The following is a 24,265-nucleotide window of genomic DNA, read 5'->3' on the forward strand; positions in this document are numbered from 1 at the left end:
TGGCACGCGGGTGGCGCGCGGCCCCAGCACCAGCGCGGCGGCGGCGGCCATATCGGCTTCGCGCAGCTGCGCGATTTCATCAGGCCGGTCATCGGCGCGAGCGTGGGCGCGGGCGACGCGCACCGCCATGATCGGCGCGCGTACCGAAGCTATGCCCAGCGCGGCGGCGGCGACGGCCAGCGCGGTTTCCGGGTCTTTCGCGATGGCGCCGGGTTCGGCGAGCATCTCCAGCGGCGGCGGCGGCGCCTCGCCGGCGATCAGCTGCGCCATAGGCAGGCGCACGCTGTTGAGATCGATGTGGATGGCCAGCCGTTCGGCCAGCCCCGGCGGGATGCGCTCGCGCTCGGCATCGTCCGGATCGCCTTCGTCGAACAGCACCAGCGGTGGGCAGCCGTCATCGATGGCGGTGGCGAGCCGGGCAGCGAGCGCGGGGTTCAGCCGCTCTGCCATCGGCACGAGCAGCGCCTTGCCGGCCGCATCGGCGAGGATGCCACTGCGGTGCACGGGCTTGCCGCTGGCCAGCGTCGCGGTGAGATCGAGCCCGCCGTCCAGCCCTTCGGCATCGGCGCTGGCGGGCAGGCGGCGGGTAGGGATGACGAGGTTCAGCGCATCGGCCCAGGCATCACGCACCGGGCCGGGGCGGGCGCGCAGCAATATGCCGCCGATCGTGCTGCCAGCGGCCACCAGCACGTCGATGGCCGCCAGCGCCAGCGCCCAGCGTTCGTTGCTATCGTCCACCCCTGATGGGGTCATGCCGGGATCAGTTCCGCGATGGCGCGGGTGATGCGGGCGGTGGAGCCGGTGTCATCGAGCACATTGCGGCGCAGGCGGTGGCGCAGCGCCATGGTGGCGACTTCGGCAACATGGTGCGGCTTCACATGCTTCTTGCCGGCCAGCGCCGCCTGCGCGCGGGCGGCGCGCAGCAGGGTCAGCTCACCGCGCAGGCCATCAGCGCCGACGGCCGAGCAGAGCTGGGCGCCGAGGCCCAGCATCTCATCTTCCACCTGCACCTTGGGCAGCAGCTTGCGCGCCTTGGCGATGGCTTCCAGCGTCTGTTCCTCGCTGTCGCGGAACTCGGCGACAAAGGCGACCGGATCGCGGTCGAAGCGGTCGCAGCGCTTCACGATCTCGATGCGGTCGCCCATGTCGGTGGGGGTGCGCACATCGACCGACAGGCCGAAACGGTCGAGCAACTGCGGGCGCAGTTCGCCTTCTTCCGGGTTGCCGGAACCGACCAGGATGAAGCGCGCCGGGTGGCGGATGGACAGGCCCTCGCGCTCGACGACATTGGTGCCCGACACGGCGACATCGAGCAGCAGATCGACAAGATGGTCTTCGAGCAGGTTGATCTCGTCGATGTAGAGAAAGCCGCGGTTGGCCTTGGCGAGCAGGCCGGGCTCGAAGCGCTTCTCGCCGGTGGCGAGGGCGCGTTCCAGATCGAGGCTGCCCACCACGCGGTCCTCGGTGGCGCCGAGCGGCAGATCGACGAACGGCACGGCGGATTCTTCGGTGTGCTTGCCAGCGCGTTCGCGGCAGCCTTCGATGCAGGGGCTGCGATCATCGGGGGCGCATTTATAGCGGCAGCCGGGCACGACTTTCATCGGCGGCAGCAGGCCGGCCAGCGCGCGCACGGCGGTGGACTTGCCGGTGCCGCGATCGCCGAACACCATGACACCGCCCAGCCGCGGTTCAACTGCGGCCAGCAGCAGCGCCTGCTTCATCTCGGCCTGGCCAACGATGGCGGTGAACGGAAATGGGGTGCGTGCAGGTGTTGCCATGGCTCGCTGCATTAGGGGGGCGACGGCGGCGCTGCAAGCGCCAGGCTCAGCCGAAGGGCGCGTCAAGACTGCGCGGCGGCGTGCTGAACCATTGCGGGCCATTTTCGGTCATGTGGAAACAATCTTCCAGCCGGATGCCGAACTTGCCGGGCAGATAGAGGCCGGGCTCGTTGGAAAAGCACATGCCGGGCGCCAGCGGGGTTGTTTCGCCATGCACCAGGTTCACCGGCTCGTGGCCATCCATGCCAATGCCGTGGCCGGTGCGGTGCGACAGGCCGGGGAGCTGGTAACGCGGGCCGAAGCCCTTCGCTTCGTAGAAGGCGCGCACGGCGTCATCGACAGCGCAGGCAGGCGTGCCCAGCCGGGCGGCGGCAAGCGCACGCTGCTGGCCTTCGGCGACGATGTCCCACACGCGGCGCACATCGTCGGGCGCCTTGCCGACCACGAAGCTGCGCGAAATGTCGGAGGCATAGCCGCCGACGCTGCAGCCGCAATCGAGCAGCACCACCTCGCCCTCGCGCACCGCCTGCGGCTTTGACGAGCCATGCGGATAGGCCGACGCCTCACCGAGCAGCACCAGCGCCCCGCCCGGCCTGCCGCCCAGCGCCGCGGTGGCGGCATCGATCAGCGCCTCGATCTCGCTCGGCCCCATACCGGGCTTGATGCGCGGCCAGGCCCAGCGCAGCGCCGTTTCGGTCACATCGCTCGCGGCCTGCATCAGCGCGATCTCGGCCGGTGTCTTCACCATGCGGCAGGCGCGCACCACCGGGTCGGCCGAGACGATGCGGGCCAGTGGCAGGCGGCGCGCGATGCCATCGCTGATGAAGAAGCGCACCGTCTCCTCGATGCCGATGGCCGCGTTGGCACCACCGGTCTGGCGCACGGCCTCGGCGACCAGCGCCAAGGGGTCTTCATCCTCCTGCCACACCCGCACATCGGCCAGCACGCCCAGGCTCTGGCGCACCGAGGGTTCCTCGAAAAAGGGCGTGACGATCACTGGCTGGCCGCTGGCCGGGATGATCGCTACCGTCACCCGCTCGCTGCGCCACCATTTGACGCCGGTGAAATAATCCAAGCTCGATCCAGGCTCGATGACAATTGCGGCCAGGCCAGATTGGGCCATCAGGGCCTGCGCCCGCGCGATGCGCATGGTGCGTTCGGCGGCATCGATCGGCTTGATGCCGCTGGTAAGGGATTTGAGCGCGCCAGTGTCGATGCTGGCGGCGCGCAAGGACGCCGGCAGGGCGGCAAGGCCGGCGAGGCCAAGCAGGGCCGCTCCAAAGCGGCGACGGTCAGGGCGCAGATCGATCATCGCCCCAGCCTCGCAGCTTGGGCGCTGAATGCAAGAGGGGCGCCGCTTGGCCGGCAGCGCCCCTTCGCAGGCGGATCAGAAGTCCTTGCGCAGCGTCACGAAGAACTGCTGCGGCGCGCCGGTCAGCAGGGTCTGGTTGTCACCGGCAAAGCCGAAGCCGTTGGAGCCGATGGTGGCGACATATTTCCTGTCGAACAGGTTGGTCGCCGAGCCTTCGATGGCCAGGCCGTTCAGCCAGCGGCTGTCGCTCTTGATGCGATAACCGATCTTGGCATCGACCAGCACACGTCCGCCCACCGACTGGTCGTTGGAGTAGGTGAAGTAACGGCGCGACATGGCGTTGGCGTTGGCGCGGGCATAGAAGCCGCCATCGTCATAAGCCAGTTCGAGGTTGCCGATGCTGCGCGGCGCATCGGGCACGGTCTTGCCCTTGATCGCCTGGATCACCGTGCCCTCGCCGTTGATGACGTCGTTGCGATAGGTGGTCTCGTTATAGGCGTAGCTGGCGGTGACGGTGACGAACTTCACCGGTTCCCACTGCACGCCCAGTTCGGCACCGACCGAGCGCACCTTGCCGACGTTGGAGAGCAGGGCGGCGTTGCCGACGATGCCCGGGCCCTGCGGGATGGCGAGGATGCGGTTGGAGAAATCGACGAGATAGAGCGCCGCCACACCGCGCAGGGCGCCTTCGCCAAAGCGCACGCCGGCTTCATAGGTGTTGGTCTTTTCCGGCTTCAGGCTGCTGCTGATCACCGCGAGACCGGCCGCCGAGGTGGCGAACGGTCCGCTGGTGGCCGCCGCGGTGAAGGCGCGCTGGTTCTGGGTGAAACTGGCGAACACTTCGGTGCCGCCGCCCAGCTTGTAGAGGATGCCGGCCTGCGGCAGGAACAGGTCTTCGGCATCGATCTTGCCGGTGGCGAGTGGGCTGGGGTTGGGGTTGATGGCATTGGCCGTCAGCTTCACACTCTGGCCCTTGAAGCCGAAGCTGATCGACAGCGCGTCGGTCACGTTCCACTGATCCTGCACCGAGAACTGGAAGGTCTTGGTGTTGTAGGCATTGTTCCACTGGGTGAAGAACGGGTTCGACTGGTAGGTGAGCGCCGTCGTGGCGGGCACGGTGGCGCTGCTGCCCATGGTGTAGAAGCGGCGGGCCTGATCGAAATCGTTGTTTTCATACCAGACATTCAGGCGCACGGTGTGCGGGCCCAGATCGGCCTTGACGTCGCCCAGCACGCCCCAGCGCGAGATGCTGTATTCGGTGGTACGGAAGCTCAGCGGCACGCCGCCCGGGCTGGCGACATAGGGCGTGATCCACGAGCCCTGGCCCTTGTTGCTGTGATAATAGGCCTGGATGCCGGCCTTGATGTTGCTGGCCAGATTGCCTTCCAGGCGGGCACCGGTCAGCCAGTCGCGGCGCAGACCGCCAGCATCATAATAGGCATCGTCGACCGAGGTGATCGGCGCGGGATAGACCGTGCCGGCCGTGTTGGGGCCCACGACCACGCTGGTATCGCCGCGGTTGGCAGCGATGGTGGCCAGCTGGACCGCCAGCGGCCAATTGTTGGAGATATTGTCCCACTTGTAGCCCAGCCGGTTGATCTGTTCGAGGCTGAGATCCTGATAGTCATTTTCCTTGCGATCGTTGAAGTTTACGAACGCGGTCAGGCTGGCATTCTCGCCCAGTTCGGCCACGGCCTTGGCGTTGACCTGGGTCGAACGCTGCACGCCATAGCCCTTCCACTTGTCGGCACTGATGTGGGCGGCGCTGATATAGGCGGAGAAGCCGCCGAGATCACCGGTGTCGAGTGTGCCGAACAGGCGATAGGTGTCGTTGCTGCCGTAGGTGGCATTGCCGGCGATGCCGAGCTCCTTCTGCGGCGCACGGCTGAAGAACTCGATGGTGCCGCCCAGGTTGGAGGTGGAGGCGGTGCCGAGCGCGCCGGCGCCCTGGCTGACGCGGGTGCTGCCGATATTGTCGGCGATGATGGCGCGGCTGATGTGCAAGCCGTTGGTGTTGCCATAGCTCATGTCGCCCAGCGGCACGCCATCCAGCGTGAAGCCGAGCTGGTTCTGGTTGAAGCCACGCAACGTGATACGGGTGGACCATTCATAGACGCCGAACGGATCGGCCGACTGGAAGTTGACGCCCGGCAGCTTCTGGATGGCGACGAACGGGCTGGCGCCGGCGACAGACAGGCGGATGTCCTGCGCGCTGATCTCGGTGACCTGGCGGACCTCGCCCTTGCCATAGACGACGATTTCCGCGTCTTCGGTGCCGGCGGCTTCAGCGTCGGCAGCAGCGGCGGTGACGATGGCCGGACGGGCGGCCTGGGCCAGGGCCGGCGCGGCGAAGGCGGCGCTGGCAAGCAGTACGAAGCGATGGATCGAACGGCGCATATGTTATGTCCCCGGTTGCTGGTTGATGACTGCGGGGACGCCGGTGACAGGTGATTGTTGCACCGCAATGGACGCGCGATGACCATGTGATTGCACTTCGATGGCAAGTCGATGACGTTGCCGGCGCGCCACAGGGCCGGACGCACGAAGGCCCGACAGCGGGCGCTGCCGGGCCTTCAGATTGATGCGAAGGCGCGCGCGTTACGCGGCGGCTTCGACCCGGTGCAGGGCGCACTGGCTCCAGATGTCCGACAGCGCGACCACCAGCCGCTCGATATCGTCATCCGAATGCACCGGGCCGGGCGTGATGCGCAGGCGCTCGGTGCCCACCGGCACGGTCGGGTAGTTGATCGGCTGCACATAGATGCCGTGATGTTCCATCAGCCAGTCGCTGATCATCTTGGCCTTCTTGGCATCGCCGACCATCACCGGGATGATGTGGCTGGGGTTTTCCAGCTGCGGGATGCCGGTGGCGCGCAGCGCGGCGCGGACCTTGGCCACCCGCTCCTGCTGGCGCTTGCGCTCGAACGGGCTTTCCTTGAGGTGCTTGACCGACGCCAGCGCGCCGGCGGCAATTGCCGGCGGCAGCGCAGTCGAGAAGATGAAACCCGAGGCAAAGCTGCGGACGAAATCGCACAGCGCCTTCGAACCGGTGATATAGCCGCCAACCACGCCATAGGCCTTGGCCAGCGTGCCCTCGATCACCGTGAGCCGGTCCATCAGGCCTTCGCGTTCGGCAACGCCGCCACCGCGCGGGCCATACATGCCCACCGCGTGCACTTCGTCGATATAGGTCATCGCGCCATGCTTGTCGGCAACGTCGCAGATGTCCTTGATGGGGGCGATGTCGCCATCCATCGAATAGACGCTTTCGAACGCCACCAGCTTCGGCACGTCCGGGCCATATTGGCTCAGCAGGCGGTCGAGGTCCTCGACATCATTATGCTTGAAGACATGGAACTTGGCGCGGCTGTGGCGGATGCCTTCGATCATCGAGGCGTGGTTCAGCGCATCGGAGAACACCACGCAGCCGGGAATCTTGCTGGCCAGGGTGGACAGCGCCGCCCAGTTCGACATGTAGCCCGAGTTGAACAGCAGCGCGGCTTCCTTGCCGTGCAGATCGGCCAGCTCATCCTCGAGCAGGCGGTGCACATGCATGGTACCGGAAATGTTGCGGGTGCCGCCGGCGCCGGCGCCGGACTTGTCCAGCTCCTCGTGCATGGCGGCGACCACATCCGGGTGCTGACCCATGCCGAGATAATCGTTGGAGCACCAAACGGTGACATCCTGCGTGGAACCATCCGGCAGGTAGCGCGTTGCATGGGGATATTCGCCCGCGTGCCGCTGGAGTTCGGCGAAGACGCGGTAGTTTCCGCGCTCTTTCAAGCCGTCGAGCGCTGCCTGGAAGTGGGCTTCATAGTTCATTCAACATCTCCCGCCGCGTTCATTGCACGGCGTTTTGTCGCATCGCAAGTGGATTCGTGTCAGTTTGGCCTGACACTTTGGCCACCTCGATACCCCCCTGATTGGCACTCTTTCTTGCCTGTTCCGGCATGGCCCACCGGAAGATCGCGGTATCCTGCCATGGCACCACCAGGAAGCCATGTTCCAGGAAGGCCAGCGCCACCAGCGCGAAGGCCAGTGCATAGCCGGTGGCGATGCCGCCCTGGCTGCTCAGCGCACGATCCGCCAGCCACGCCGCCAGCACCGCGATTCCTGACACCGACATAATGAAGAACCAGCGTGGCGGCGCGATGCGGAAATAGCTGGCGAGATAGCGCATATGATCCGGCATCATTTCGGTCGACAGGTGCGGGACGCCGGCAAAGATGTTGAACTTGGCCGACAGGCGCATGACGAACAGCAGCAGGAAGGTGAGCGTCGCGGCCTGGTTCGGCTTGCCCCAGGTGATGGCAGCCATGACCAGCAGACAGGCGAACATCGCCACCTCGTGATAGATCAATGTCGCCGCCGCCAGCCGGAACCGCTGCCAGCCGCGCGCATCGGGCGGGCAGGGATTGCGGTTGGGGCCAGTGACAAAGCCCATCAGGAACGACAATTCGTGCCAGCCCCACAGCACCAGGGCGCAGGCAAAGGCCACATAGGCCGCCCACGGGCTGGTTTCCTCGGCCGTCGCGATGATGCCGCCCATGGCAAATCCCGAAGCCACAGTGGCCATGGTGATGCTCAGCGGCCAGGTATGGCTGGGCAACTTGTCGAGCCACAGCACGAAGCCGGTGGCCACGAACCACAGCACGGTCGCAAACAGCAGAGGCAGCGCGAATTCGGTCACGACGGCAGCGGACTTACCAGACGGGCGCCAGGCGCACGTTCGGGGTCACCTCCATCTTGTCCACCGGGTGGAGATAGAGGCGCACGAAGGTGACCGCGGCCTTCAGCGACAGGCCCACGCGCTTGATCTTGCCCATGATGCCACCCTGGGCAATGGCGGCGTCGATGGCGTCGCTGGTCTCACGCATGATTTCCAGCAGCGCGCGATAGCTCGGCGCATCCGTCTGCAGGCCGATCGGGAAGACCTGCCGGGTGATGTCGGTGGTGATGCGGAACACCCGGAAGCCGAAATCGGTCGGATCGATGCCGAAATGCTTGTAGAGCACCGGCCGCTTGTGATCGCGCACATACATGGTGGCATATACGGCGTTCAGGAAGAAACGGATCCACAGCACGTTGAGACCCGAGGTCAGCTTGGGATCAGAGCGCATCAGCAGTGCGAACGCTTCGCCATGGCGGAACTCGTCATTGCACCATTCCTGGAACCACTTGAAGATCGGATGGAAGCGCTTTTCCGGGTGCTTCTCAAGATGGCGGTGGATGGTGATGTAGCGGGCGTAGCCAATCTTTTCCGACAGATAGGTGGCGTAAAAGATGAACTTCGGCCGGAAATAGGTGTATTTCTTGGTCTTGGTCAGAAAGCCCAGATCGATGCCGACACCAGCATCCTTCAGGCTGTCGTTGATGAAGCCGGCGTGGCGGCTTTCGTCGCGGGCCATCAGCTTGAACAGCGCCTTGGAATCGGGATTCTTCATGCGCTTGGTGATTTCGGCGTAGAGGATGCAGCCGGAAAATTCCGACGTCATCGACGAGACCAGGAAATCGATGAACTCCGGCTTCAGTTCCGGGTCCATGGCGGCGATCACGCCGTCGAACTCCGGCGTGCGCTTGAAATGCTTCTTGTTGGGATCGGCGGTCATCTCCGCGATCAGGCTGTCCCACTCGGCGCGCACGCGGCTGACGTCGATGCGGTCCATCGCTTCATAATCGGTGGTGTAGAAGCGCGGGCTCAGCACCGTTTCCTGCGTGGCGATGGCCAGTGCATCGTCGCGGGTGATTTCGCTACCGGCCTTGATTGGCGTCACGGCGTTCATCACGGCTTCTCCGAGCTGAAGGTGATTTCGTAGAGTTCGGTCAGTTCCAGCTGGGCCTTCATCTTGGTCCACAGCCGTTCAAAGGGGGTGGCTTTCCACACCGTCACCGGGCGGCGCAGCGTCAGTCTTTCGCCAAAGGGCAGCTTCACCGCGGCGCCGTGCACCTTGACCTGGTCACCCGGGCCGAGCGCGATATCGCCATCGAGTTCGACATGCGCATGCAGATTGTCGAACGTGTGCTCGATCTCGATCGTGCACTCGGTGTCGAAGCGGTCGCGGGTAAAAAGGCCCATCAGCCTTCTCCCGCCAGGAACGGCATGGTCGCCGCGGCCGGCGTCTTGCCGACGATGGGTTGATCCGGCACGCCGGGGCCACCGGGGGCATAGGGCACCAGCAACTGCGCAAAGGCGGCGCGGTTGGTGTGGCCGAAACTGCCCAGCTCGATGATGCGGCCCGTCGATTGATCGGTCAGCGTCAGTGCGCCATCGGCCCATTGTGCCACGGTCACCGGCCCGGTGCGCGCCACTTCGTGCAGACGGCGTTCGCGCATCAGGCCGCGCATGACGCCGCGGATGAAGCCGGTGTTGCTGCCCGGCGGGAAAATGAAGACCAGTTTATTGGCCGCCACGTCGGTGACCAGCAGGGCGCCATCGGCGCGATCCTCGAAGCGGAAATCGCGCGTCACCGTGGGCTGCACATGGCGGCGCATGCGCGATTCGGGTGCGGTTTCCGGCGCCGGCAGCAGACCGAGGCGGATGCTGCCCACCGTGGCGATCGAGACAAGGATCAGCGCGCCGGCCGCATAGAGCGCCGACTTGGGGAAGCGTTCGTTGGTGAATTCGGCGCTCATGCCGCCGCCCCGACCATGGCCGGTGCCGGCGCGGCATCCGGACTGGCTGCGGCGCGGGCCGGATCGGCCTTCGCCAGGGCATCAGCCAGCAGCGGCACCATCGATTCCGGCACAGCGCGCAGCATCGGCTGCGGCGAACCGAATTTCCACGGCCGCACATGCGGCCACATCTGCAAGTAAGCGAGCGGGAAGCGCACCGTGGGCGTGAGCGAGACGTCGACCAGCCCGGTACCAGCCGGCTTGGCATCGGCTGTGCCGACCAGCGACAACGGCACGTTCACGCACTTGGGCAGCGCCACGCCAAAGCGCAGCACCACGCGCTTGTTGGTGAGCGTGTAGATGGTGGACTTGGCCTGCGCCCGCGCCAGCACACCGAGCACGGCGAGGCCGAGCAGCGCGACGCACAGCGTGGTCAGCGCGCCGATCAGGCCGGTGCCGCCGGCCACGAAGGCCATGCTGGCCACAAACAGGAACCACACCGCCACGAGACGCGTGTGGAAGACACCCCGCGCCACGCCGCGCCAATCCGGCGTGCCTTGCCAGATGATCGTCTCACCTGGCGGCAGCCGTCCGGGCAGGCCCGGGATTGGCTCGTCTTCATATTCCATCGACACGTACAGGCTCCGTTATTCCGTTCCAGTGCCGGCCCTGACCCACCAGCCTGGCGACTGGATTGGCCGGGGGCCGGATCAGATCAGCGGTTCGGCCCGTTCCGGGGTCGCCCACAGATAACCAGCGCCGAAATAGGCGGTGATCTTCTCTTCTTCGAGCAAGGTGACCTGATCGGGGGACTTGGTGCGCGGCACGCCGGCAATCTGGGCACCGGTGATGGCATCGGTCATCACCCCACCGCGCGACACTTCCGCCATGGTGATCGGCATCAGGATGGTGCCGGCGCCGCCTTCCAGATCGACTTCCAGATAGCGCAGGCAGGATTCGGCACGGTCCATCCACAGGTCCTTCACCGTGCCGGCCTTGCCGCCATCGAGGCCGAACACCGGCAGGCCGCGCGGATCGACGTCATTCTGGTGCACGCTCACCGGGTGGCTGATGACGCGGGTCGGCACGATGCGCGGCTGGCCGTGCATGTCGAGATCCGGACGGTCGGCGCGCTGGGCAATGGAGGCCGGGCCGACGCCCGAAGTGAGCTTGTCACCCACCACGTCGAGCGGTTCACCCGGCCAGGCGCGCGGCAGCACGTTGGTCGGCAGTTCGTCACGCTCGTTGGCGGTCGGGGTGGTCACTTCACCCAGGCCGTGCGGCAGCTTGAAGGTTTTTGGCGGCTTGAAGAACAGCGGCTCGTTGCCGCCATGGGCAGCGCCGGTGAGATCGTCTTCGACCGGATAGCCTTCCCGGCGATCCTCACCGCGCAGGTACCAGACCAGGCCGAGGAAAAACAGGAAGAAGGCGAAGAAGGTGAGCTCGGCGATATCCAGGCCACCCACCAGATGCACGTTCGTCATGCGAGGCGTCTCCCCTCAAAGATGCTGCCCGTCACAGTTTGCCCGATCTGCGGCGAACCGGCGCGAAACGATTTGGCCCGATCCCGCCGCGCCTGCGGAAGGGCAGATGAGTCCGTGGCCTTTGCCATAGCATGGCGGCCAAGCCCGTGGGTAGAGCAGAAGCTGACATTCATGCAATGATTTGCTGATGTCCGTGCCGCAAAATGCGGCCTTCTGGCCTGCCCGTGCGTCACGCCAGCAGCACCTCCTGGGCGTGGCTGGTGTAGAAGCCGCGGCTGATGCGCTGGTCGCGGCCCAGTTTGGCGTGCGGCACGCTGCGCGACAGGCGCGATTTCAACAGGTCATGCGCCACCGGAATGATGCTCGGCGAACGGTCGCTCTTCGGGAAGAACTGGCCGATGGCCCGCGCCGTGCGCAACAGCGGTGTGCCTGGCGCGAAGGTGAAGAGCAAGGAATGGCGCGCGCGCTCGGCCAGCCGCGCGGTGGCGGCGGCGATCTGGTCGCTTTCATAATGGATCAGCACGTCCATCGAGACGATATGATCAAAGTCGCCATAGGCCGGGTCGAGCATGTCGCCGGCATGCAGGGAAATGCGGCCCTTCACATCGTCGGGCAGCCGCTCCTTGCCGATCTCGATCAGCTGCGGCGAGACATCGATTCCCACCACCTCGGCGCCGCGGCGCGCGGCCTCCACCGCCAGCATGCCGGTACCGCAACCGGCGTCAAGGATGCGGCGCCCGGTCAGATCGGCCGGCAGCCAATCGAGCAGCGTGTTGCGCATTTCTTCGCGGCCGGCGCGCACGGTGGCGCGGATCTTCGACACCGGCGCATCGCTGGTCATCGCTGCCCAGGCATCAAGCGCGGTGCGGTCGAAATAATGTTCCAGCTTGGCACGCTTGGCGTCCCAGCCCGGCGCGTGCGCCTTTTTCGGACTGTGCGCGTTCATGCTTACTCGAACCCGAGGAAATCGAAGATGTCGCGATCCTTCATCGGCGTCGCCACGCACGGATCGACACCAGCCCACAGCAGCGCAGCGAGGCGCTTGTATTCATTCTGCACGGCGAGGATTTCCGGCGATTCGTCCATTTCGAAGATCGTGCACTTCTTCAGGCGCGAGCGACGGATGGCGTCGAGATCGGGGAACTGGGCCAGGCGCTGGATGCCGGTGGCCGCGGAGAAGCGGTCAATCTCGTCGGTGTTGGTCGAACGGTTGGCGATGCAGCCGGCCAGGCGCACTTCGTAATTCTTCGATTTGGCCTGGATGGCAGCCATGATGCGGTTCATGGCAAAGATGCTGTCAAAATCATTGGCCGTCACCACGATGGCGCGCTCGGCATGCTGCAAGGGCGCGGCGAAGCCACCGCACACCACGTCGCCCAGCACATCGAAGATCACCACGTCGGTGTCTTCCAGCAAATGGTGCTGCTTGAGCAACTTCACCGTCTGGCCAACCACATAGCCGCCGCAACCGGTGCCCGCTGGCGGGCCGCCAGCCTCCACGCACATGACGCCGTTATAGCCTTCGAACATATAGTCTTCGGGCCGCAGCTCCTCGTGGTGGAACTCATGCTGTTCCAGCACGTCGATCACCGTCGGCATCAGTTTCTTGGTCAGCGTGAAGGTGCTGTCGTGCTTGGGATCGCAGCCGATCTGCAGCACCCGCTTGCCGAGCAGCGAGAAGGCCGCCGACAGGTTGGACGAGGTGGTGGACTTGCCAATCCCGCCCTTGCCATAAACGGCGAACACCTTGGCGCCTTCGATCTTCTGGCTCGGGTCGAGCGCGACCTGCACGCTGCCTTCGCCGTCGCCGGGACCGGCCTTGCGGGTCTTGTCGATGATGAGCGTCATTGCGTGTCTCCTCAAGCCGCCAGGGAACCGGCGGGGGCTACGCCTTCGAGTTGGTCTTCTATCGCGTCGGTGGCGGCTTGCAATGCCGCCAGCGTCTCGGCATCCGGCTGCCAGAAATTGCGGTCAGCCGCTTCGATCAGGCGGTTGGCAATCTTGGCGGCAGCACGCGGGTTCATTTCGGCGATGCGTTGGCGCATCGTCTCGTCGAGCACATAGGTCTCGCTGATGCGCTGATACACCCAGGGATCGACCTGGCCGGTGGTCGCCGACCAGCCGGTGGTGGTGGTCACCGCCGCTTCGACCTGGCGCACGCCTTCATAGCCATATTTCAGCTGTGCCTCGATCCACACCGGGTTGAGCGTGCGGGTGCGGGTTTCCAGCGCCACCTGTTCCTGCAAGCTTCGCACCTTGCCCGAACCCTGCGTCTGGTCGCCAATATAGACCGGGGCCGCCTCGCCGCCCTTGGCACGGGTGACAGCGCGGCTGATGCCGCCCAGCGTATCAACATATTGGTCGATCGTGGTGATGCCGAGCTCGACGCTTTCGAGGTTCTGGTAGGCGCAATCGACCGTCTTCAGCGCGCTGGCGAGCAGGCCGGGCTGGCGCTTGGGCTTGCCATCGACGCCATAGGCATAGCCCTTCTGCTTCTCGTAAGTGTCGGCCAGTTCGTTGGGATCGGTCCAGCCGCCGCTGTCGATCAGCAGGTTGACGTTGGCACCATAGCTGCCTTCGGCGTTGGAATAGACCCGCAAACTGGCCGTCGCCATGTCGCAGCCATGCTCTTCCAGATAGGTGAGGCTGTGCTTGCGGATATAGTTCATCTCCAGCGGCTCATCGGCTTCGGAGGCGAGCAAGGCGGCTTCGGCCAGCATCTTGGTCTGCAGCGGCAGCAGATCGCGGAACACGCCCGACAATGTCACCAGCACGTCGACGCGGGGCCGGCCCAATTGTTCCAGCGGAATGAGTTCGGCACCGGCGAGACGGTTGTAGCTGTCAAAGCGCGGCTTGGCGCCCATCAGCGCCATGGCCTGGGCGACCTGGGCGCCTTCGCTCTTCAGATTGTCCGTGCCCCACAACACCATGGCGACGGTTTCCGGCAGCCTGCCGGCGTCTTCCAGGGCCCGGTCAAGGATGCGCTGGGCCTGCGCCGCGCCGTCCTTGCAGGCATAGGCCGACGGCAGCCGGAACGGATCAAAGCCGTGGATGTTGCGGCCCGTGGGCAGGATTTCCGGATCGCGCAGGATGTCGCCACCAGCCACCGGCGGCACGTAACGGCCATCGAGGGCGCGGATCAGGCCATTCATCTCGTGGTTGACCGACAGGGCGGCATTCAGATTGGCCAGTTCACGCAGCACCGGCGTGTTGGGCACGATGCGGCCGTGGATCAGTTTCTCGATGGTGTCGCGATCGATGATCTCACCGCGGGCCTGGGCGCTGGCGGCCAGCATGTCGATGCGGGCCTCCTCGCTTTCCGCATCGCCGAACACGTGCAGGCCCTGCGGAATGAGCTCCTGCTCGATTTCATAGAGCTTGGCGGCAAGCTTCGACACGTCGCTGCCGTCGAGGTCCATCGCCTCGGCCTGCTCGCGGATGATCTCCTCAAGGCCCGGCAATTCCGGGCTGCCCGGCTCGGTCGAGCGCCAGCGGTCAACGCTGGCCTTGATGTCCGACAGGCCCTTGTACAGACCCGAATTGGTCAAGGCCGGCGTGAGATACGACACCAGCGTCGCGCCCGACCGCCGTTTGGCCAGCACGCCTTCGGATGGGTTGTTGGCGGCATAGAGATAGATGTTGGGCAGATCCTGGATGATGCGTTCCGGCCAGCAGCTCATCGTCATGCCGGTCTGCTTGCCAGGCATGAATTCCAGGCTGCCGTGCGTGCCCCAGTGGATCACGGCGTGGGCGCCGAAATCATTCCGGATCCAGCGATAGAAGGCCATGAAGGCATGGGTCGGCGCGAAGCGGCCATCGAACAGCAGCCGCATCGGGTCGCTCTCGTAACCATTGGCCGGCTGGATGCCGACAAACAGCTTGCCGAATTGCGCGCCGGTGATCAGCACATTCTTGCCGTCGGACTGGAATTTGCCCGGCGCCGGGCCCCATTCCTGCTCGATCTCGGCCAGATAGGGCTCGGTGGCGACGATGCGATCGGCGGGCACGAAGGCATGGACGTTCGCCTCCTGCCCATATTGCATGGCATTGCCTTCGATCACCCGACGGCGCACCTCGTCGGCGTTCTCGGGCACCTCGACGTCATAGCCTTCGGCCTTCAGCCGGACGAGCGTGCGGTGCAGCGAATCGAATACGGCGAGGAACTGCGCGGTGCCGGCGGCGCCGCCATTGGGCGGGAAGTTGAACAGCACGACCGCCAGCTTGCGGTCGAAATTCTGGGTGCGGCGCAACTGCACCAGCTTCTGCATCTTGTCGGCCAGCGCCTCGGCGCGTTCCGGGCAGGACTGCATGGCGCGCACGCCATCCGACGGCGCCCAGGTGCAGCCACGCGAACAGCCGGTGCAGGCTTCGCCGCCGGCATCGCTGCGGCCGCCGAAGACCATCGGCTGGGTGCCGCCATCCAGTTCCGGAATGGCGATCATGATCGTTGATTCGAGCGGCAGGAGTCCCTGGCGGTTGGCGCCCCACTGCTGCAGCGTCTGGAATTCAACCGGATGGGCGGCAATATAGGGCCGATCGAGCTTGGTAAGGATCTCCTCGGCCGCCTTGGCATCGCTGTACGCCGGGCCGCCGACAAGGCTGAAGCCGGTCAGGTTGATGACGGCATCGACGGTCGCCTGGCCGTCCTTCATCATCAGCGTTTCGATAGCAGGCCGCTGATCGAGGCCACCGGCAAAGGCCGGGATGACGTTCAGACCGCGCGATTCCAGCGCACGGATGACGCCATCATAATGATTGCTGTCCTTGCCGAGCACATAGGAGCGCAGCATCAGCACGCCGACCGTGCCGACCGCGTCCTTCTTCCACGGCAGGTCGGTCAGCTTCTCCGACATGCGTTGCGGCAAATCGGGGTGATAGACGCCGACCTCCGGATATTCCTGCGGCGCCTCCACCTTGGTCTTGCCACGCAGGCCCTTGCGCGGGCCATCGGCATAGCGATCGACCAGCGCCGAGATCATCTGGAAGGCGTTGTCGTCGCTGCCGGCCAGCCAATATTGCAGGGTGAGGAAATAGGCGCGCACATCCTGTGCAGTGCCGGGCACGAACTTCAGCAGCTTGGGCAGGCGGCGCAGCACGGCCAGCTGCGCGGCGCCGCTATTCGGCGCGCCGTCCTTCGAGGAGCCGCGCAGCTTCTTCAGCCAGCCCAGCGGGCCTTTTGGTGGCGCATCCATGCGATAATCGCCCATCCGCGTCATCTTCACGACGTCGGACTGGCTCATCAGGCAGACCATCGCGTCGCATTCCTCGCGACGCGCCACCAGCGCGTCCTTGATCATGCGGATCTGTTCATCGAGGAACAGCATGGTGACGACGACGATATCGGCCCGCGCGATGTCGGCGCGGGTGGCGTCGAGCTTGCCCGGCTTGTCCCAATCGGCGGCCGCATGGAAGCCGATCGAGACCGGCAGGCCCGCCTTCTGGAACCGCACGCGCGCCCGGTCGATCGCGCCAGACAGGTGATTGTCGAGCGTGACGATCACGACATGGCAGTGATCCGGCCGATCCTGTTTCGATGGCGGGGTATCAGCGCGCATAATGGGATTTGGCCTCGTACAAGGTCTCGCGGGTGATGGTGATGACGCCATGCTCGGCGGCATATTTCTCGGTGTTGCGCCGGGCCTTGCCGCGCACGAAGAACGGGATCTTGCCCAGTTCGGCCAGCGCCTCGGCCGTCCAGCCGCCCTCGTCTGAAGCCGGTGCTGGCGCAGCGATCGTGGCAACGTCGCCAGCCGGCTGTTCGGCGGCCGGCGCGCCATGGGCAGCCGGGGCCGACGAGGCATGGCCAAGATGGCTCGGCCCGGCGGCATCGGAAAATTCGAAATCCTCGCGGAACATGGTGAGCAGATGCTCTTCCAGGCCCATCACCAGCGGGTGGACCCAGGTATCGAACAGCACGTTGGCGCCTTCGAAACCCATCTGCGGGCTGTGGCGGGCCGGGAAATCCTGCACATGCACCGGCGCCGAGATCACCGCGCACGGCAGCCGCAGCCGCTTGGCGATGTGGCGCTCCATCTGGGTGCCGAGCACCAGTTCCGGCGCGGCGGCCTCAATGGCCTCTTCCACGGCGAGATAATCATCGCTGATCAGCGGCTCGACGCCATATTTCTCGGCCGCGGCCCGCAGCTCGCGGGCGAATTCCCGGTTGTAGCAGCCGAGGCCGACCACCTTGAAGCCCAGCTCTTCACTCGCCACGCGGGCGGCGGCGACGGCGTGGGTGGCATCGCCAAAGATGAAGACGCGCTTGCCGGTCAGGTAAGTCGAATCGATCGAGCGCGACCACCAGCCCATGCGGCCCTGGTCGAGATCGGCCGGCACCGGGATGCCCGCCACCGCGCAGACTTCGGCGACGAACTCGCGGGTGGCATTGAGGCCAATCGGCACGGTCTTCACCGTCTTCTGGCGGAAGGTGCGTTCCAGCCAGCTGCAGGCCTGCGCGGCGATTTCGGGGTAGAGGCAGATGTTGAAGTCCGCCTCGCCAATGCGGACGATGTCGGCCGGACTGGCCCCCATCGGCGCCACCAGGTTCACGTCGATGCCCAGATCGGCCAGCAGCCGGGTAATCTCGGTGATGTCATCGCGGTGGCGGAAACCCAGCGCGGTCGGCCCCAGCAGGTTGGCGCGCGGCCGGCGCGGGCCGTTTTCGCCCACGGCGGGCGGCGGCTTGCGCTCCTTGTCAGCCAGCGCGCGCACGATCTGATAGAAGGTTTCCGACGCGCCCCAATTTTCCTTGCGGCTGTAACTCGGCAGTTCGAGCGGGATGACCGGGCAGTCCAGCCCCATCGTCAGCGACAGTCCGTGCGGATCATCCTGGATCAGTTCGGCCGTGCAGCTCGAACCCACGATCATCGCCTGCGGCTGGAAGCGGTCATAGGCGTCGCGGGCCGCCTTCTTGAACAGTTCGGCGGTGTCCTTGCCCAGGTCGCGGGCCTGGAAGGTGGTGTAGGTGACAGGCGGGCGATGGTCCCGCCGCTCGATCATGGTGAACAAGAGATCGGCATAGGTGTCGCCCTGCGGCGCGTGCAGCACATAATGCAAGTCGCGCATGCCGGTCGCGACGCGCATCGCTCCAACATGGGGCGGGCCTTCATATGTCCAGACCGTCAATTGCATCGGTCAGACCCTCAACAGATCACGACGATGGAGCGGACGCGCGAACAGTTCGGCGAGATCGCCGGCCTGCTCATAACCGTGGATAGGCGAAAAAACGAGCTCGATCGCCCACTTGGTCGACAGGCCTTCCTTCTCCAGCGGGTTGGCGAGGCCAAGGCCGCAGACGGTGAGATCAGGCCGGGCGGCGCGCACGCGGTCGAGCTGCTTGTCGACATCCTGGCCTTCGGAAATCATCGTCCCCGGCGGCAGCGCGGCCAACTCGTCGATCAGATGGCCCTTGTGCAGATAGGGGGTGCCAACCTCGACCAGCTCCATGCCGAGTTCGCCGGCCAGGAAGCGCGCCAGCGGCACTTCCAGCTGGCTGTCGGGCATGAAGAAGATCCGCTTGCCGGCCAGATTCTCGCGATACAGCGCCAGCCCCTTGCGAGCGCGCTCACGCGGGCCGGCGATCACCTGTTCGAAGCGGGCTTCCGGCACGCCAAAGGCCTGCGCCGCGGCATGCAGCCAGGCGGTGGTGCCCTCAGCGCCAAACGGGAACAGTGCCGGCAGGTGCACAGCGCCGCGCTTGTCCAGCGCGGTGCCGGTTTCGGCCAGGAAGGGCTGGGCCAGCAGATACCTGGTGTTCGGCCCCACGCCCGGCATCTGCCCGGCCTTCCGCGCCGGCAGCGACACAACCTTGGCGATGCCGAGATCGCCCAAAAGGCGGGTGAGCTGATCTTCAACGATGTCGGGCAGACTGCCGACGATCATCAACTGCTCTTCGTCGGTGAAGGCCAGATCGGGCACCAGCGCTGACAGGCAGGCGTCTTCGCCTTGCGTGAAGGTCGTCTCGATGCCGCTGCCCGAATAGTTCAGCACGCGCACGTTGGGCGAGAAGCGGCCATTCAGTCGCTGCGCCGCGCGGCTCAGATCGAGCTTGATCACTTCCGACGGGCAGGAGCCGACGAGGAACAGAAGCTTGATGTCCGGCCGGCGCGCCAGCAGGCGGTTGACCACCCGGTCAAGTTCCTCATTGGCGTCGGCCAGGCCCGCCAAATCCTTTTCCTCGATGATGGCCGTGCCAAAACGTGGTTCGGCAAACACCATCACGCCGGCCGCCGATTGCAGCAGGTGGGCGCAGGTGCGGCTGCCGACGACGAGGAAGAAGGCATCCTGGATCTTGCGGTGCAGCCAGATGATGCCGGTCAGCCCGCAGAACACCTCGCGCTGCCCGCGCTCCCGCAGGATGCCGTCAACGCCGACGGGCGGCGCGTCACATCCCGGGATGGGGCCGGCCTCGCTCATGCTGCTTGCGCCACCAGCGGTTCGGCATTGCTCGCCTCATCCGATTCGACGGCAGCAACCGCTTGTTTCGCCGGCTGCGACGAAAGGCGGGCCTGGCGCAACTTCCACACGAACTGCGCCGCATTGATCACATAGGCGACATAGGCGGCCAGCGCGGTGGCGAACAGCACGCCATCATCGGCAATGCCGGTGAACAGGCCGAAGAGATAGAGGCTGTGCAGCACGATCACCAGCATCGAGAACACGTCTTCCCAGAAAAAGCTTTCGTGGAAAAGATACTGGCCGAAAACGACTTTCTCCCAGATCGCGCCGGTGATCATGATCGTGTAGAGCGCCATCGTCTTGACCACCACCGACCACACCGCCCAGTCGTGGTTGCGGCCGGTGTTGAGGTAATCGATCACCAGATAGAGGCTGACGCCAAAGATCAGGAACTGCACGGGGGCCAGCAGCCCCTGCACCAGGGTCCATTTCGTGCTGTCGCGGCGGATGCGTTCCTCGGGCGTGTACAGCGGACGCTGTGACGCTCCGGAGGTTTTCGCGCCCTCTGACACTGCTGTGACCAAACCCCTTGACCCCTCAGACTCTACGTAAAAAACCCTAACATCCGGCCCTTTCAAGTCAACCCGCGTCGGGGTCAAGTGTCAGGGCAGGCTGTCAATCCTGCCTGTCAATCGCGGCTGACGCCAACCGAGCCCGTGGCGGCCGGACGAAGCCTTGTGATGCAGCGCAGCACCGCAGGTGCGAAATCATCGACAACACGCGGTTTGCACCTGTTGCGCGGCGGGGCGGACTGGCATAGCCTGTGGCAGGATGTCGCGACGGCCAGGCGGGTGGCCAGCCGATGCGTTGTCCATGGGAGCCGTCACCCGCGGGCGACGGGAGTTTGGCAATGACGTCCATGCTGGACATCGTGGCGGAAGCGACCAGCGCCGCCACCAAGGGCTGGAAGCGCGCCCGGCAGGCGGCCTTTGGGGCCTCTGCCGAAACTGGTGCCGTGCCCACGGGCACTGACCAGCTCGCCCGCCTGATCGAAGCCGATATCATGCCGCGCCTGATGTCGGGCTATGGCCAGGCCGCGCCTGGCGCGTCCCTGGTGCCAGCCGACCAGGTGCGCCGCTTTGCCCACGCGCTGCTGGGCGAGGAGCTGGGCCCGCTGCTCGACGAGGTCGATCAATTGACCGCCGCCGGCCATGAGCCGCAGGCGCTGATGCACGGCCTGATCGCCCCGGCGGTGCGCCTGCTTGGAGACTGGTGGCTGGCTGATGACATTGATTTTGTTGACGTGACCATGGGCGGCTGGCGCTGCCAGCAACTGGTGCACGCTTTGGGCGCTCAGGTGCCCGGCCGGGCGCCACTGCCCGGCAGCGTGCGCCGGGCGCTGATCCTGCCGGCACCGGGCGAACAGCATGTGCTGGGCGCCATGATGGTGGAAGATGCCTTCCGCCGCGCCGGATGGGACACGCGCGGCGGACCGGCGCTGGACGAGGATGCGCTGATCGCGCTGGCGGCGCGCGAGGCGTTCGACGTGATCGGTCTGTCGGTCAGCTGTGCACAGCGCCTGCCCGTGCTGGCGCGCACGCTCGCCCTGCTACGGCGGGTGGCGCTGCAGCCGCCCTTGCTGCTGCTCGGCGGACCGGCGCTGGCCGACGGAGCGGATGCCGCTTTGCTGGGCGCCGATGCCATCGCCAGCAGTGTCGAAATGGCCTTGCAGTTGGCTGAACGGCGGCTGGCACCGCACGCCGCCACCGGCAACAGTCTGGGCAGATAGAGCGACGGAAACGCAGGGATGGATGCCAGAAACTTCACCGTTATCAACGCGCTGCCCGGCGAGGGCGAGATTGATCTTGCCGCGCTGGTCGCCAGCCGGCCCGATTCCGCGCTGGCGGCCTTGCTCGCTGCGGCCGATCTCGTGCTGGCCATCGACGAGGATGGCGGCATTGACCAGCTGCACATCGGCGGCGGCGATCTCGACGCTGCGGATCTGGCGAGCTGGGAAGGCCGCGCCTGGATCGACACCGCCCTGCCCGACAGCCGGGGCAAGATCGAAGCCATGCTGGCCGAAGGCAGCAGCCCGCGCTGGCGGGAGGCCAATCACGCAGTGGCGAGCGGCGAACTGCCGCTGAAATGGCTGACCCTGGCGCTGCCGGGTGGACGCCGCCTCGCCATCGCCCGCGATCAACGAGCAGCCGCCAGCCTGCAGCAACGCCTGGTGCGCGCCCAGCAAGCGATGGAGCGGGATTCGATCCGGCTGCGCCAACTGGAGGCCCGCCACCGGCTGCTGTTCGAAACCGCTGCCGAAGCCATTTTCATCATCGATGCCGGCAGCCGCCGCGTGCTGGAAGCCAATGCCGCCGCCCGCCGCGCAACTGGACGAAGCGCAGCCGCGCTCGACGGCGAGAATTTTGCCGCATTGGTCCATCCTGATGATCATGACAGCAGCATCGCGCTGCTGGGCGCGCTCACCGCCAGCGAACAGCGCCACCCGGCGCGGCTGCGGCTGGCGGGTGGCCAGGCCTTCCAGATGAGCGCCAGCCTGTTCCGGCAGGACCGCGAGAACCGGCTGATGTTGCGCCTGCACCCGCTGGAGCCGGCAGCGGCCCCCAGCGCCGAGCCCCTCGCGGACGCCATGGAGCGCATTCCTGATCCGTTCGTGCTGACCGACGACAATTTCGACATCATCGCCGGCAATGGCGCCTTCCTCGATCTGGTCGGGCTGGCCCGACCGGCCGACGTGGTGGGCCAGCCGATCGGGCGTTATCTGGGCCGGCCGGGGCTGGAACTGGGCGTGCTGGTCGCGGCGTTGCGCGATCATGGCATGGTGCGCGGCTTTGCCACCGTGGTGCGCCCCGGCCATGGCGACGCCAGCGACGGCGAAAGCGTGGAAGTCTCCGCTGTTTCATCCGGGGAAGCTGGCGGCCTGCGCCATGGCTTTGCCATTCGTGTCGCCGCGCGCGACCAGGCGCTCACCCCGCCAACGGCGCTGCCGATGAGCCAGCTGACCGAACTGGTCGGCCGTGTTTCCCTGAAGGAAATCGTGCGCGAATCGACTGACCTGATCGAGCGGCTGTGCATCGAAGCGGCGCTGACCTACACCGACGACAATCGCGCTTCGGCCGCCGAAATCCTCGGCCTGTCGCGGCAGAGCCTCTATTCCAAGCTGCACCGGCATGGACTGGGCAATCTGGGCCTCGGCAATCTGGGCGACAACGACAGCAGCAACGACAACGGCTGACGCTTGGGGCCGCGTGTTGGGGCGGAATTACAGCCCCATGTGTCAAGCGGCGTTGACGCCTTTCATGGCTGGCGACTAGTTTGCGCGCCATGGAACATGTCCCCCCTCCCGCCGTGCCGGCGCGTGTTGCCCCGCGGCCGCGCGACGTGCTGGAATTATTGAAGCCCGTCACCTGGTTCCCGCCGATGTGGGCCTTCATGTGCGGGGTGGTCTCGTCGGGCGTGCCGCTGGCGGATCGCTGGGGACTGCTGATCGCCGGGATGATGCTGGCCGGGCCGCTGCTATGCGGCAACAGCCAGGCCATCAACGATTGGTTCGATCGGCATGTCGATGCCATCAACGAGCCGCAGCGGCCGATCCCGTCGGGCCGCATTCCCGGCCGCTGGGGGCTGGGCATCGCCATTGTCGGTTCGATCATCGGCATCGCGGTGGGCTTTGTCATCGGCCCGGTGGTGGGCTGGGCCAGTGTGCTGGGCGTCGCCATGGCCTGGGCCTATTCGGCGCCGCCGCTGCGCTTCAAGGCCGATGGCTGGCTGGGCCCCCTGGTCTGCGCCGCCGCCTATGAAGGCGTGAGCTGGTTCACCGGGGCCGCCGTGATGGCCGGCGGCGTGCCCGATAGCCGCATCATCTGGGTGTTGTGCATGTATGCCCTCGGCGCGCACGGCATCATGGTGTTAAATGATTTCAAGGCGGTGAAGGGCGATGCCCAATCCGGCGTCAATTCGCTGCCGGTGCAGCTCGGCGAGCGCAACGCCGCCGAGATCGCCTGCTGGACGATGGCGCTGCCGCAGGTAGTGGTGATCATCCTGCTGGCGCGCTGGGGCCTGGCCTGGCCATCGGCGATGGTGGCGTTCAGCCTCGCCATGCAGGTGGTGCTGATGCAGCGCGTGCTGGCGGCGCCAGCCGCCAATGCGCCCTTCTACAATGCCACCGGCACCACGCTCTATGTGCTGGGCATGCTCACGTCCGCCTTCGGCTTGTCGGTGATCGTGTGAGGCTGTTTCTGACATGGCCCGGCATTGCCCGGCTCGGGCTCGTCCAGAGCGCGCTGGGCGCCATCGTCATGCTTGCCTCCTCGCTGCTCAACCGCATCATGGTGGTGGAATATGCGACTGCGGCCGCGCTGCCGGCGGGGCTGGTCGCCTTCCATTATGGTGTGCAGCTCTCCCGCCCGAAATGGGGCCATGGTTCCGACGCTGGCTGGCGGCGCACGCCGTGGATCATCGGCGGCATGGCGGTGCTGGGGGCTGGCGGCCTGCTGGCGACCTTTGCCACCACGAAGCTTGCCGGCCCGTTCTGGCCGGTGTTTGCCGCCCTCGTGCTGGCCTATGCCATGATCGGCATCGGCGTCGGCGCCGCCGGCACCTCGCTGCTGGCCCTGCTCGCCACCCGCACGGCCGAGGCGCGCCGCCCGGCCGCCGCCAGCCTG

General features: G+C 66.0%; 20 protein-coding genes and 1 pseudogene. 4 read left to right on the forward strand and 17 right to left on the reverse strand.

Translation table 11 applies throughout. The features are described 5' to 3' along the window. The 17 genes and pseudogenes from GJ693_RS05190 to bchF all read right to left on the reverse strand — a co-directional run. Positions 1 to 738 (reverse strand): annotated as a pseudogene (locus tag GJ693_RS05190) (magnesium chelatase subunit D); the annotation flags it as partial. 11 nt (positions 739 to 749) lie between these two features. After that, positions 750 to 1,778 (reverse strand): magnesium chelatase ATPase subunit I, encoded by a 1,029-nt coding sequence (bchI, locus tag GJ693_RS05195; RefSeq protein ID WP_156255269.1) that lies wholly within the window; start codon positions 1,776 to 1,778, stop codon positions 750 to 752. 46 nt (positions 1,779 to 1,824) lie between these two features. Beyond that, entirely contained in the window at positions 1,825 to 3,090 is a 1,266-nt protein-coding gene (locus GJ693_RS05200; protein ID WP_156255270.1) for a M24 family metallopeptidase, read from the reverse strand. A gap of 75 nt (positions 3,091 to 3,165) precedes the next feature. Then, positions 3,166 to 5,487, reverse strand: coding sequence for a TonB-dependent receptor (locus tag GJ693_RS05205; RefSeq protein WP_197041978.1), 2,322 nt, complete (start codon positions 5,485 to 5,487; stop codon positions 3,166 to 3,168). Positions 5,488 to 5,688: 201 nt separating this feature from the next. Next, positions 5,689 to 6,912, reverse strand: a complete 1,224-nt coding sequence (gene hemA, locus GJ693_RS05210; protein ID WP_156255271.1) for a 5-aminolevulinate synthase — start codon at positions 6,910 to 6,912, stop codon at positions 5,689 to 5,691. A 19-nt stretch (positions 6,913 to 6,931) separates the two neighbouring features. Then, complete coding sequence (gene puhE, locus GJ693_RS05215) at positions 6,932 to 7,780, reverse strand: putative photosynthetic complex assembly protein PuhE (protein WP_235902654.1); 849 nt, start codon at positions 7,778 to 7,780, stop codon at positions 6,932 to 6,934. A 13-nt stretch (positions 7,781 to 7,793) separates the two neighbouring features. After that, a complete protein-coding gene (acsF, locus tag GJ693_RS05220; protein WP_156255286.1) occupies positions 7,794 to 8,873 on the reverse strand; it encodes a magnesium-protoporphyrin IX monomethyl ester (oxidative) cyclase in 1,080 nt (359 codons plus the stop codon). Then, entirely contained in the window at positions 8,873 to 9,166 is a 294-nt protein-coding gene (locus GJ693_RS05225) for a hypothetical protein (RefSeq protein ID WP_156255272.1), read from the reverse strand. Before GJ693_RS05225 ends, acsF begins: the two co-directional genes overlap by 1 nt. Beyond that, a complete protein-coding gene (gene puhC, locus GJ693_RS05230) occupies positions 9,166 to 9,723 on the reverse strand; it encodes a photosynthetic complex assembly protein PuhC (RefSeq protein WP_156255273.1) in 558 nt (185 codons plus the stop codon). Before puhC ends, GJ693_RS05225 begins: the two co-directional genes overlap by 1 nt. Then, positions 9,720 to 10,331 (reverse strand): photosynthetic complex putative assembly protein PuhB, encoded by a 612-nt coding sequence (gene puhB, locus GJ693_RS05235; RefSeq protein WP_235902660.1) that lies wholly within the window; start codon positions 10,329 to 10,331, stop codon positions 9,720 to 9,722. Before puhB ends, puhC begins: the two co-directional genes overlap by 4 nt. Before the next feature lie 81 nt (positions 10,332 to 10,412). Next, the gene (gene puhA, locus GJ693_RS05240) at positions 10,413 to 11,186 is read right to left on the reverse strand and encodes a photosynthetic reaction center subunit H (protein WP_156255275.1); all 774 of its coding nucleotides are present in this window, start codon (positions 11,184 to 11,186) and stop codon (positions 10,413 to 10,415) included. Between the two features lie 229 nt (positions 11,187 to 11,415). Continuing rightward, positions 11,416 to 12,132 carry a magnesium protoporphyrin IX methyltransferase gene (gene bchM / locus GJ693_RS05245; protein ID WP_156255276.1) on the reverse strand — a complete coding sequence of 239 codons (717 nt, stop codon included), beginning with the start codon at positions 12,130 to 12,132 and terminating at the stop codon, positions 11,416 to 11,418. Positions 12,133 to 12,134: 2 nt separating this feature from the next. Continuing rightward, on the reverse strand, positions 12,135 to 13,034 hold the full coding sequence (gene bchL, locus GJ693_RS05250) for a ferredoxin:protochlorophyllide reductase (ATP-dependent) iron-sulfur ATP-binding protein (protein WP_156255277.1): 900 nt from the start codon (positions 13,032 to 13,034) through the stop codon (positions 12,135 to 12,137). A gap of 11 nt (positions 13,035 to 13,045) precedes the next feature. Beyond that, positions 13,046 to 16,741, reverse strand: coding sequence for a magnesium chelatase subunit H (locus GJ693_RS05255; RefSeq protein WP_235902656.1), 3,696 nt, complete (start codon positions 16,739 to 16,741; stop codon positions 13,046 to 13,048). Then, positions 16,731 to 18,317 carry a ferredoxin:protochlorophyllide reductase (ATP-dependent) subunit B gene (bchB, locus tag GJ693_RS05260; RefSeq protein ID WP_156255279.1) on the reverse strand — a complete coding sequence of 529 codons (1,587 nt, stop codon included), beginning with the start codon at positions 18,315 to 18,317 and terminating at the stop codon, positions 16,731 to 16,733. Before bchB ends, GJ693_RS05255 begins: the two co-directional genes overlap by 11 nt. Positions 18,318 to 18,320: 3 nt before the next feature. Beyond that, positions 18,321 to 19,601: a ferredoxin:protochlorophyllide reductase (ATP-dependent) subunit N gene (locus tag GJ693_RS05265; protein ID WP_156255280.1), complete on the reverse strand. Its 1,281-nt coding sequence runs from the start codon at positions 19,599 to 19,601 to the stop codon at positions 18,321 to 18,323. After that, complete coding sequence (bchF, locus tag GJ693_RS05270; RefSeq protein ID WP_235902658.1) at positions 19,598 to 20,167, reverse strand: 2-vinyl bacteriochlorophyllide hydratase; 570 nt, start codon at positions 20,165 to 20,167, stop codon at positions 19,598 to 19,600. Before bchF ends, GJ693_RS05265 begins: the two co-directional genes overlap by 4 nt. A gap of 326 nt (positions 20,168 to 20,493) precedes the next feature. On the opposite strand from bchF, the gene GJ693_RS05275 reads away from it, so the two are divergent. The 4 genes from GJ693_RS05275 to GJ693_RS05290 form a co-directional block, all read left to right on the forward strand. Then, a complete protein-coding gene (locus GJ693_RS05275) occupies positions 20,494 to 21,372 on the forward strand; it encodes a cobalamin B12-binding domain-containing protein (protein WP_197041979.1) in 879 nt (292 codons plus the stop codon). An 18-nt stretch (positions 21,373 to 21,390) separates the two neighbouring features. Beyond that, positions 21,391 to 22,836 (forward strand): transcriptional regulator PpsR, encoded by a 1,446-nt coding sequence (ppsR, locus tag GJ693_RS05280; RefSeq protein WP_156255282.1) that lies wholly within the window; start codon positions 21,391 to 21,393, stop codon positions 22,834 to 22,836. Positions 22,837 to 22,925: 89 nt separating this feature from the next. Beyond that, positions 22,926 to 23,831: a chlorophyll synthase ChlG gene (gene chlG, locus GJ693_RS05285; RefSeq protein WP_156255283.1), complete on the forward strand. Its 906-nt coding sequence runs from the start codon at positions 22,926 to 22,928 to the stop codon at positions 23,829 to 23,831. Further along, positions 23,828 to 24,265, forward strand: a 438-nt coding sequence (locus GJ693_RS05290; RefSeq protein ID WP_197041980.1) for a PucC family protein, incomplete at its 3' end; no start/stop codon positions are given. The genes chlG and GJ693_RS05290, both read left to right, overlap by 4 nt.

The organism is Sandarakinorhabdus oryzae (assembly GCF_009733735.1).
GTDB classification, from domain to species: Bacteria; Pseudomonadota; Alphaproteobacteria; order Sphingomonadales; family Sphingomonadaceae; genus Sandarakinorhabdus; species Sandarakinorhabdus oryzae.

Excerpts from the sequence above, each read along its gene's own strand:
- puhB (WP_235902660.1), bottom strand. The coding sequence starts at position 10,331 with ATGGAATATGAAGACGAGCCAATCCCGGGCCTGCCCGGACGGCTGCCG.
- bchM (WP_156255276.1), bottom strand. The coding sequence starts at position 12,132 with ATGAACGCGCACAGTCCGAAAAAGGCGCACGCGCCGGGCTGGGACGCC.
- chlG (WP_156255283.1), top strand. The coding sequence starts at position 22,926 with ATGGAACATGTCCCCCCTCCCGCCGTGCCGGCGCGTGTTGCCCCGCGG.
- GJ693_RS05255 (WP_235902656.1), bottom strand. The coding sequence starts at position 16,741 with ATGCGCGCTGATACCCCGCCATCGAAACAGGATCGGCCGGATCACTGC.
- hemA (WP_156255271.1), bottom strand. The coding sequence starts at position 6,912 with ATGAACTATGAAGCCCACTTCCAGGCAGCGCTCGACGGCTTGAAAGAG.
- GJ693_RS05275 (WP_197041979.1), top strand. The coding sequence starts at position 20,494 with ATGACGTCCATGCTGGACATCGTGGCGGAAGCGACCAGCGCCGCCACC.
- bchB (WP_156255279.1), bottom strand. The coding sequence starts at position 18,317 with ATGCAATTGACGGTCTGGACATATGAAGGCCCGCCCCATGTTGGAGCG.
- GJ693_RS05205 (WP_197041978.1), bottom strand. The coding sequence starts at position 5,487 with ATGCGCCGTTCGATCCATCGCTTCGTACTGCTTGCCAGCGCCGCCTTC.
- ppsR (WP_156255282.1), top strand. The coding sequence starts at position 21,391 with ATGGATGCCAGAAACTTCACCGTTATCAACGCGCTGCCCGGCGAGGGC.
- GJ693_RS05265 (WP_156255280.1), bottom strand. The coding sequence starts at position 19,601 with ATGAGCGAGGCCGGCCCCATCCCGGGATGTGACGCGCCGCCCGTCGGC.
- bchL (WP_156255277.1), bottom strand. The coding sequence starts at position 13,034 with ATGACGCTCATCATCGACAAGACCCGCAAGGCCGGTCCCGGCGACGGC.
- GJ693_RS05225 (WP_156255272.1), bottom strand. The coding sequence starts at position 9,166 with ATGGGCCTTTTTACCCGCGACCGCTTCGACACCGAGTGCACGATCGAG.
- GJ693_RS05200 (WP_156255270.1), bottom strand. The coding sequence starts at position 3,090 with ATGATCGATCTGCGCCCTGACCGTCGCCGCTTTGGAGCGGCCCTGCTT.
- bchI (WP_156255269.1), bottom strand. The coding sequence starts at position 1,778 with ATGGCAACACCTGCACGCACCCCATTTCCGTTCACCGCCATCGTTGGC.
- acsF (WP_156255286.1), bottom strand. The coding sequence starts at position 8,873 with ATGAACGCCGTGACGCCAATCAAGGCCGGTAGCGAAATCACCCGCGAC.
- puhA (WP_156255275.1), bottom strand. The coding sequence starts at position 11,186 with ATGACGAACGTGCATCTGGTGGGTGGCCTGGATATCGCCGAGCTCACC.
- puhC (WP_156255273.1), bottom strand. The coding sequence starts at position 9,723 with ATGAGCGCCGAATTCACCAACGAACGCTTCCCCAAGTCGGCGCTCTAT.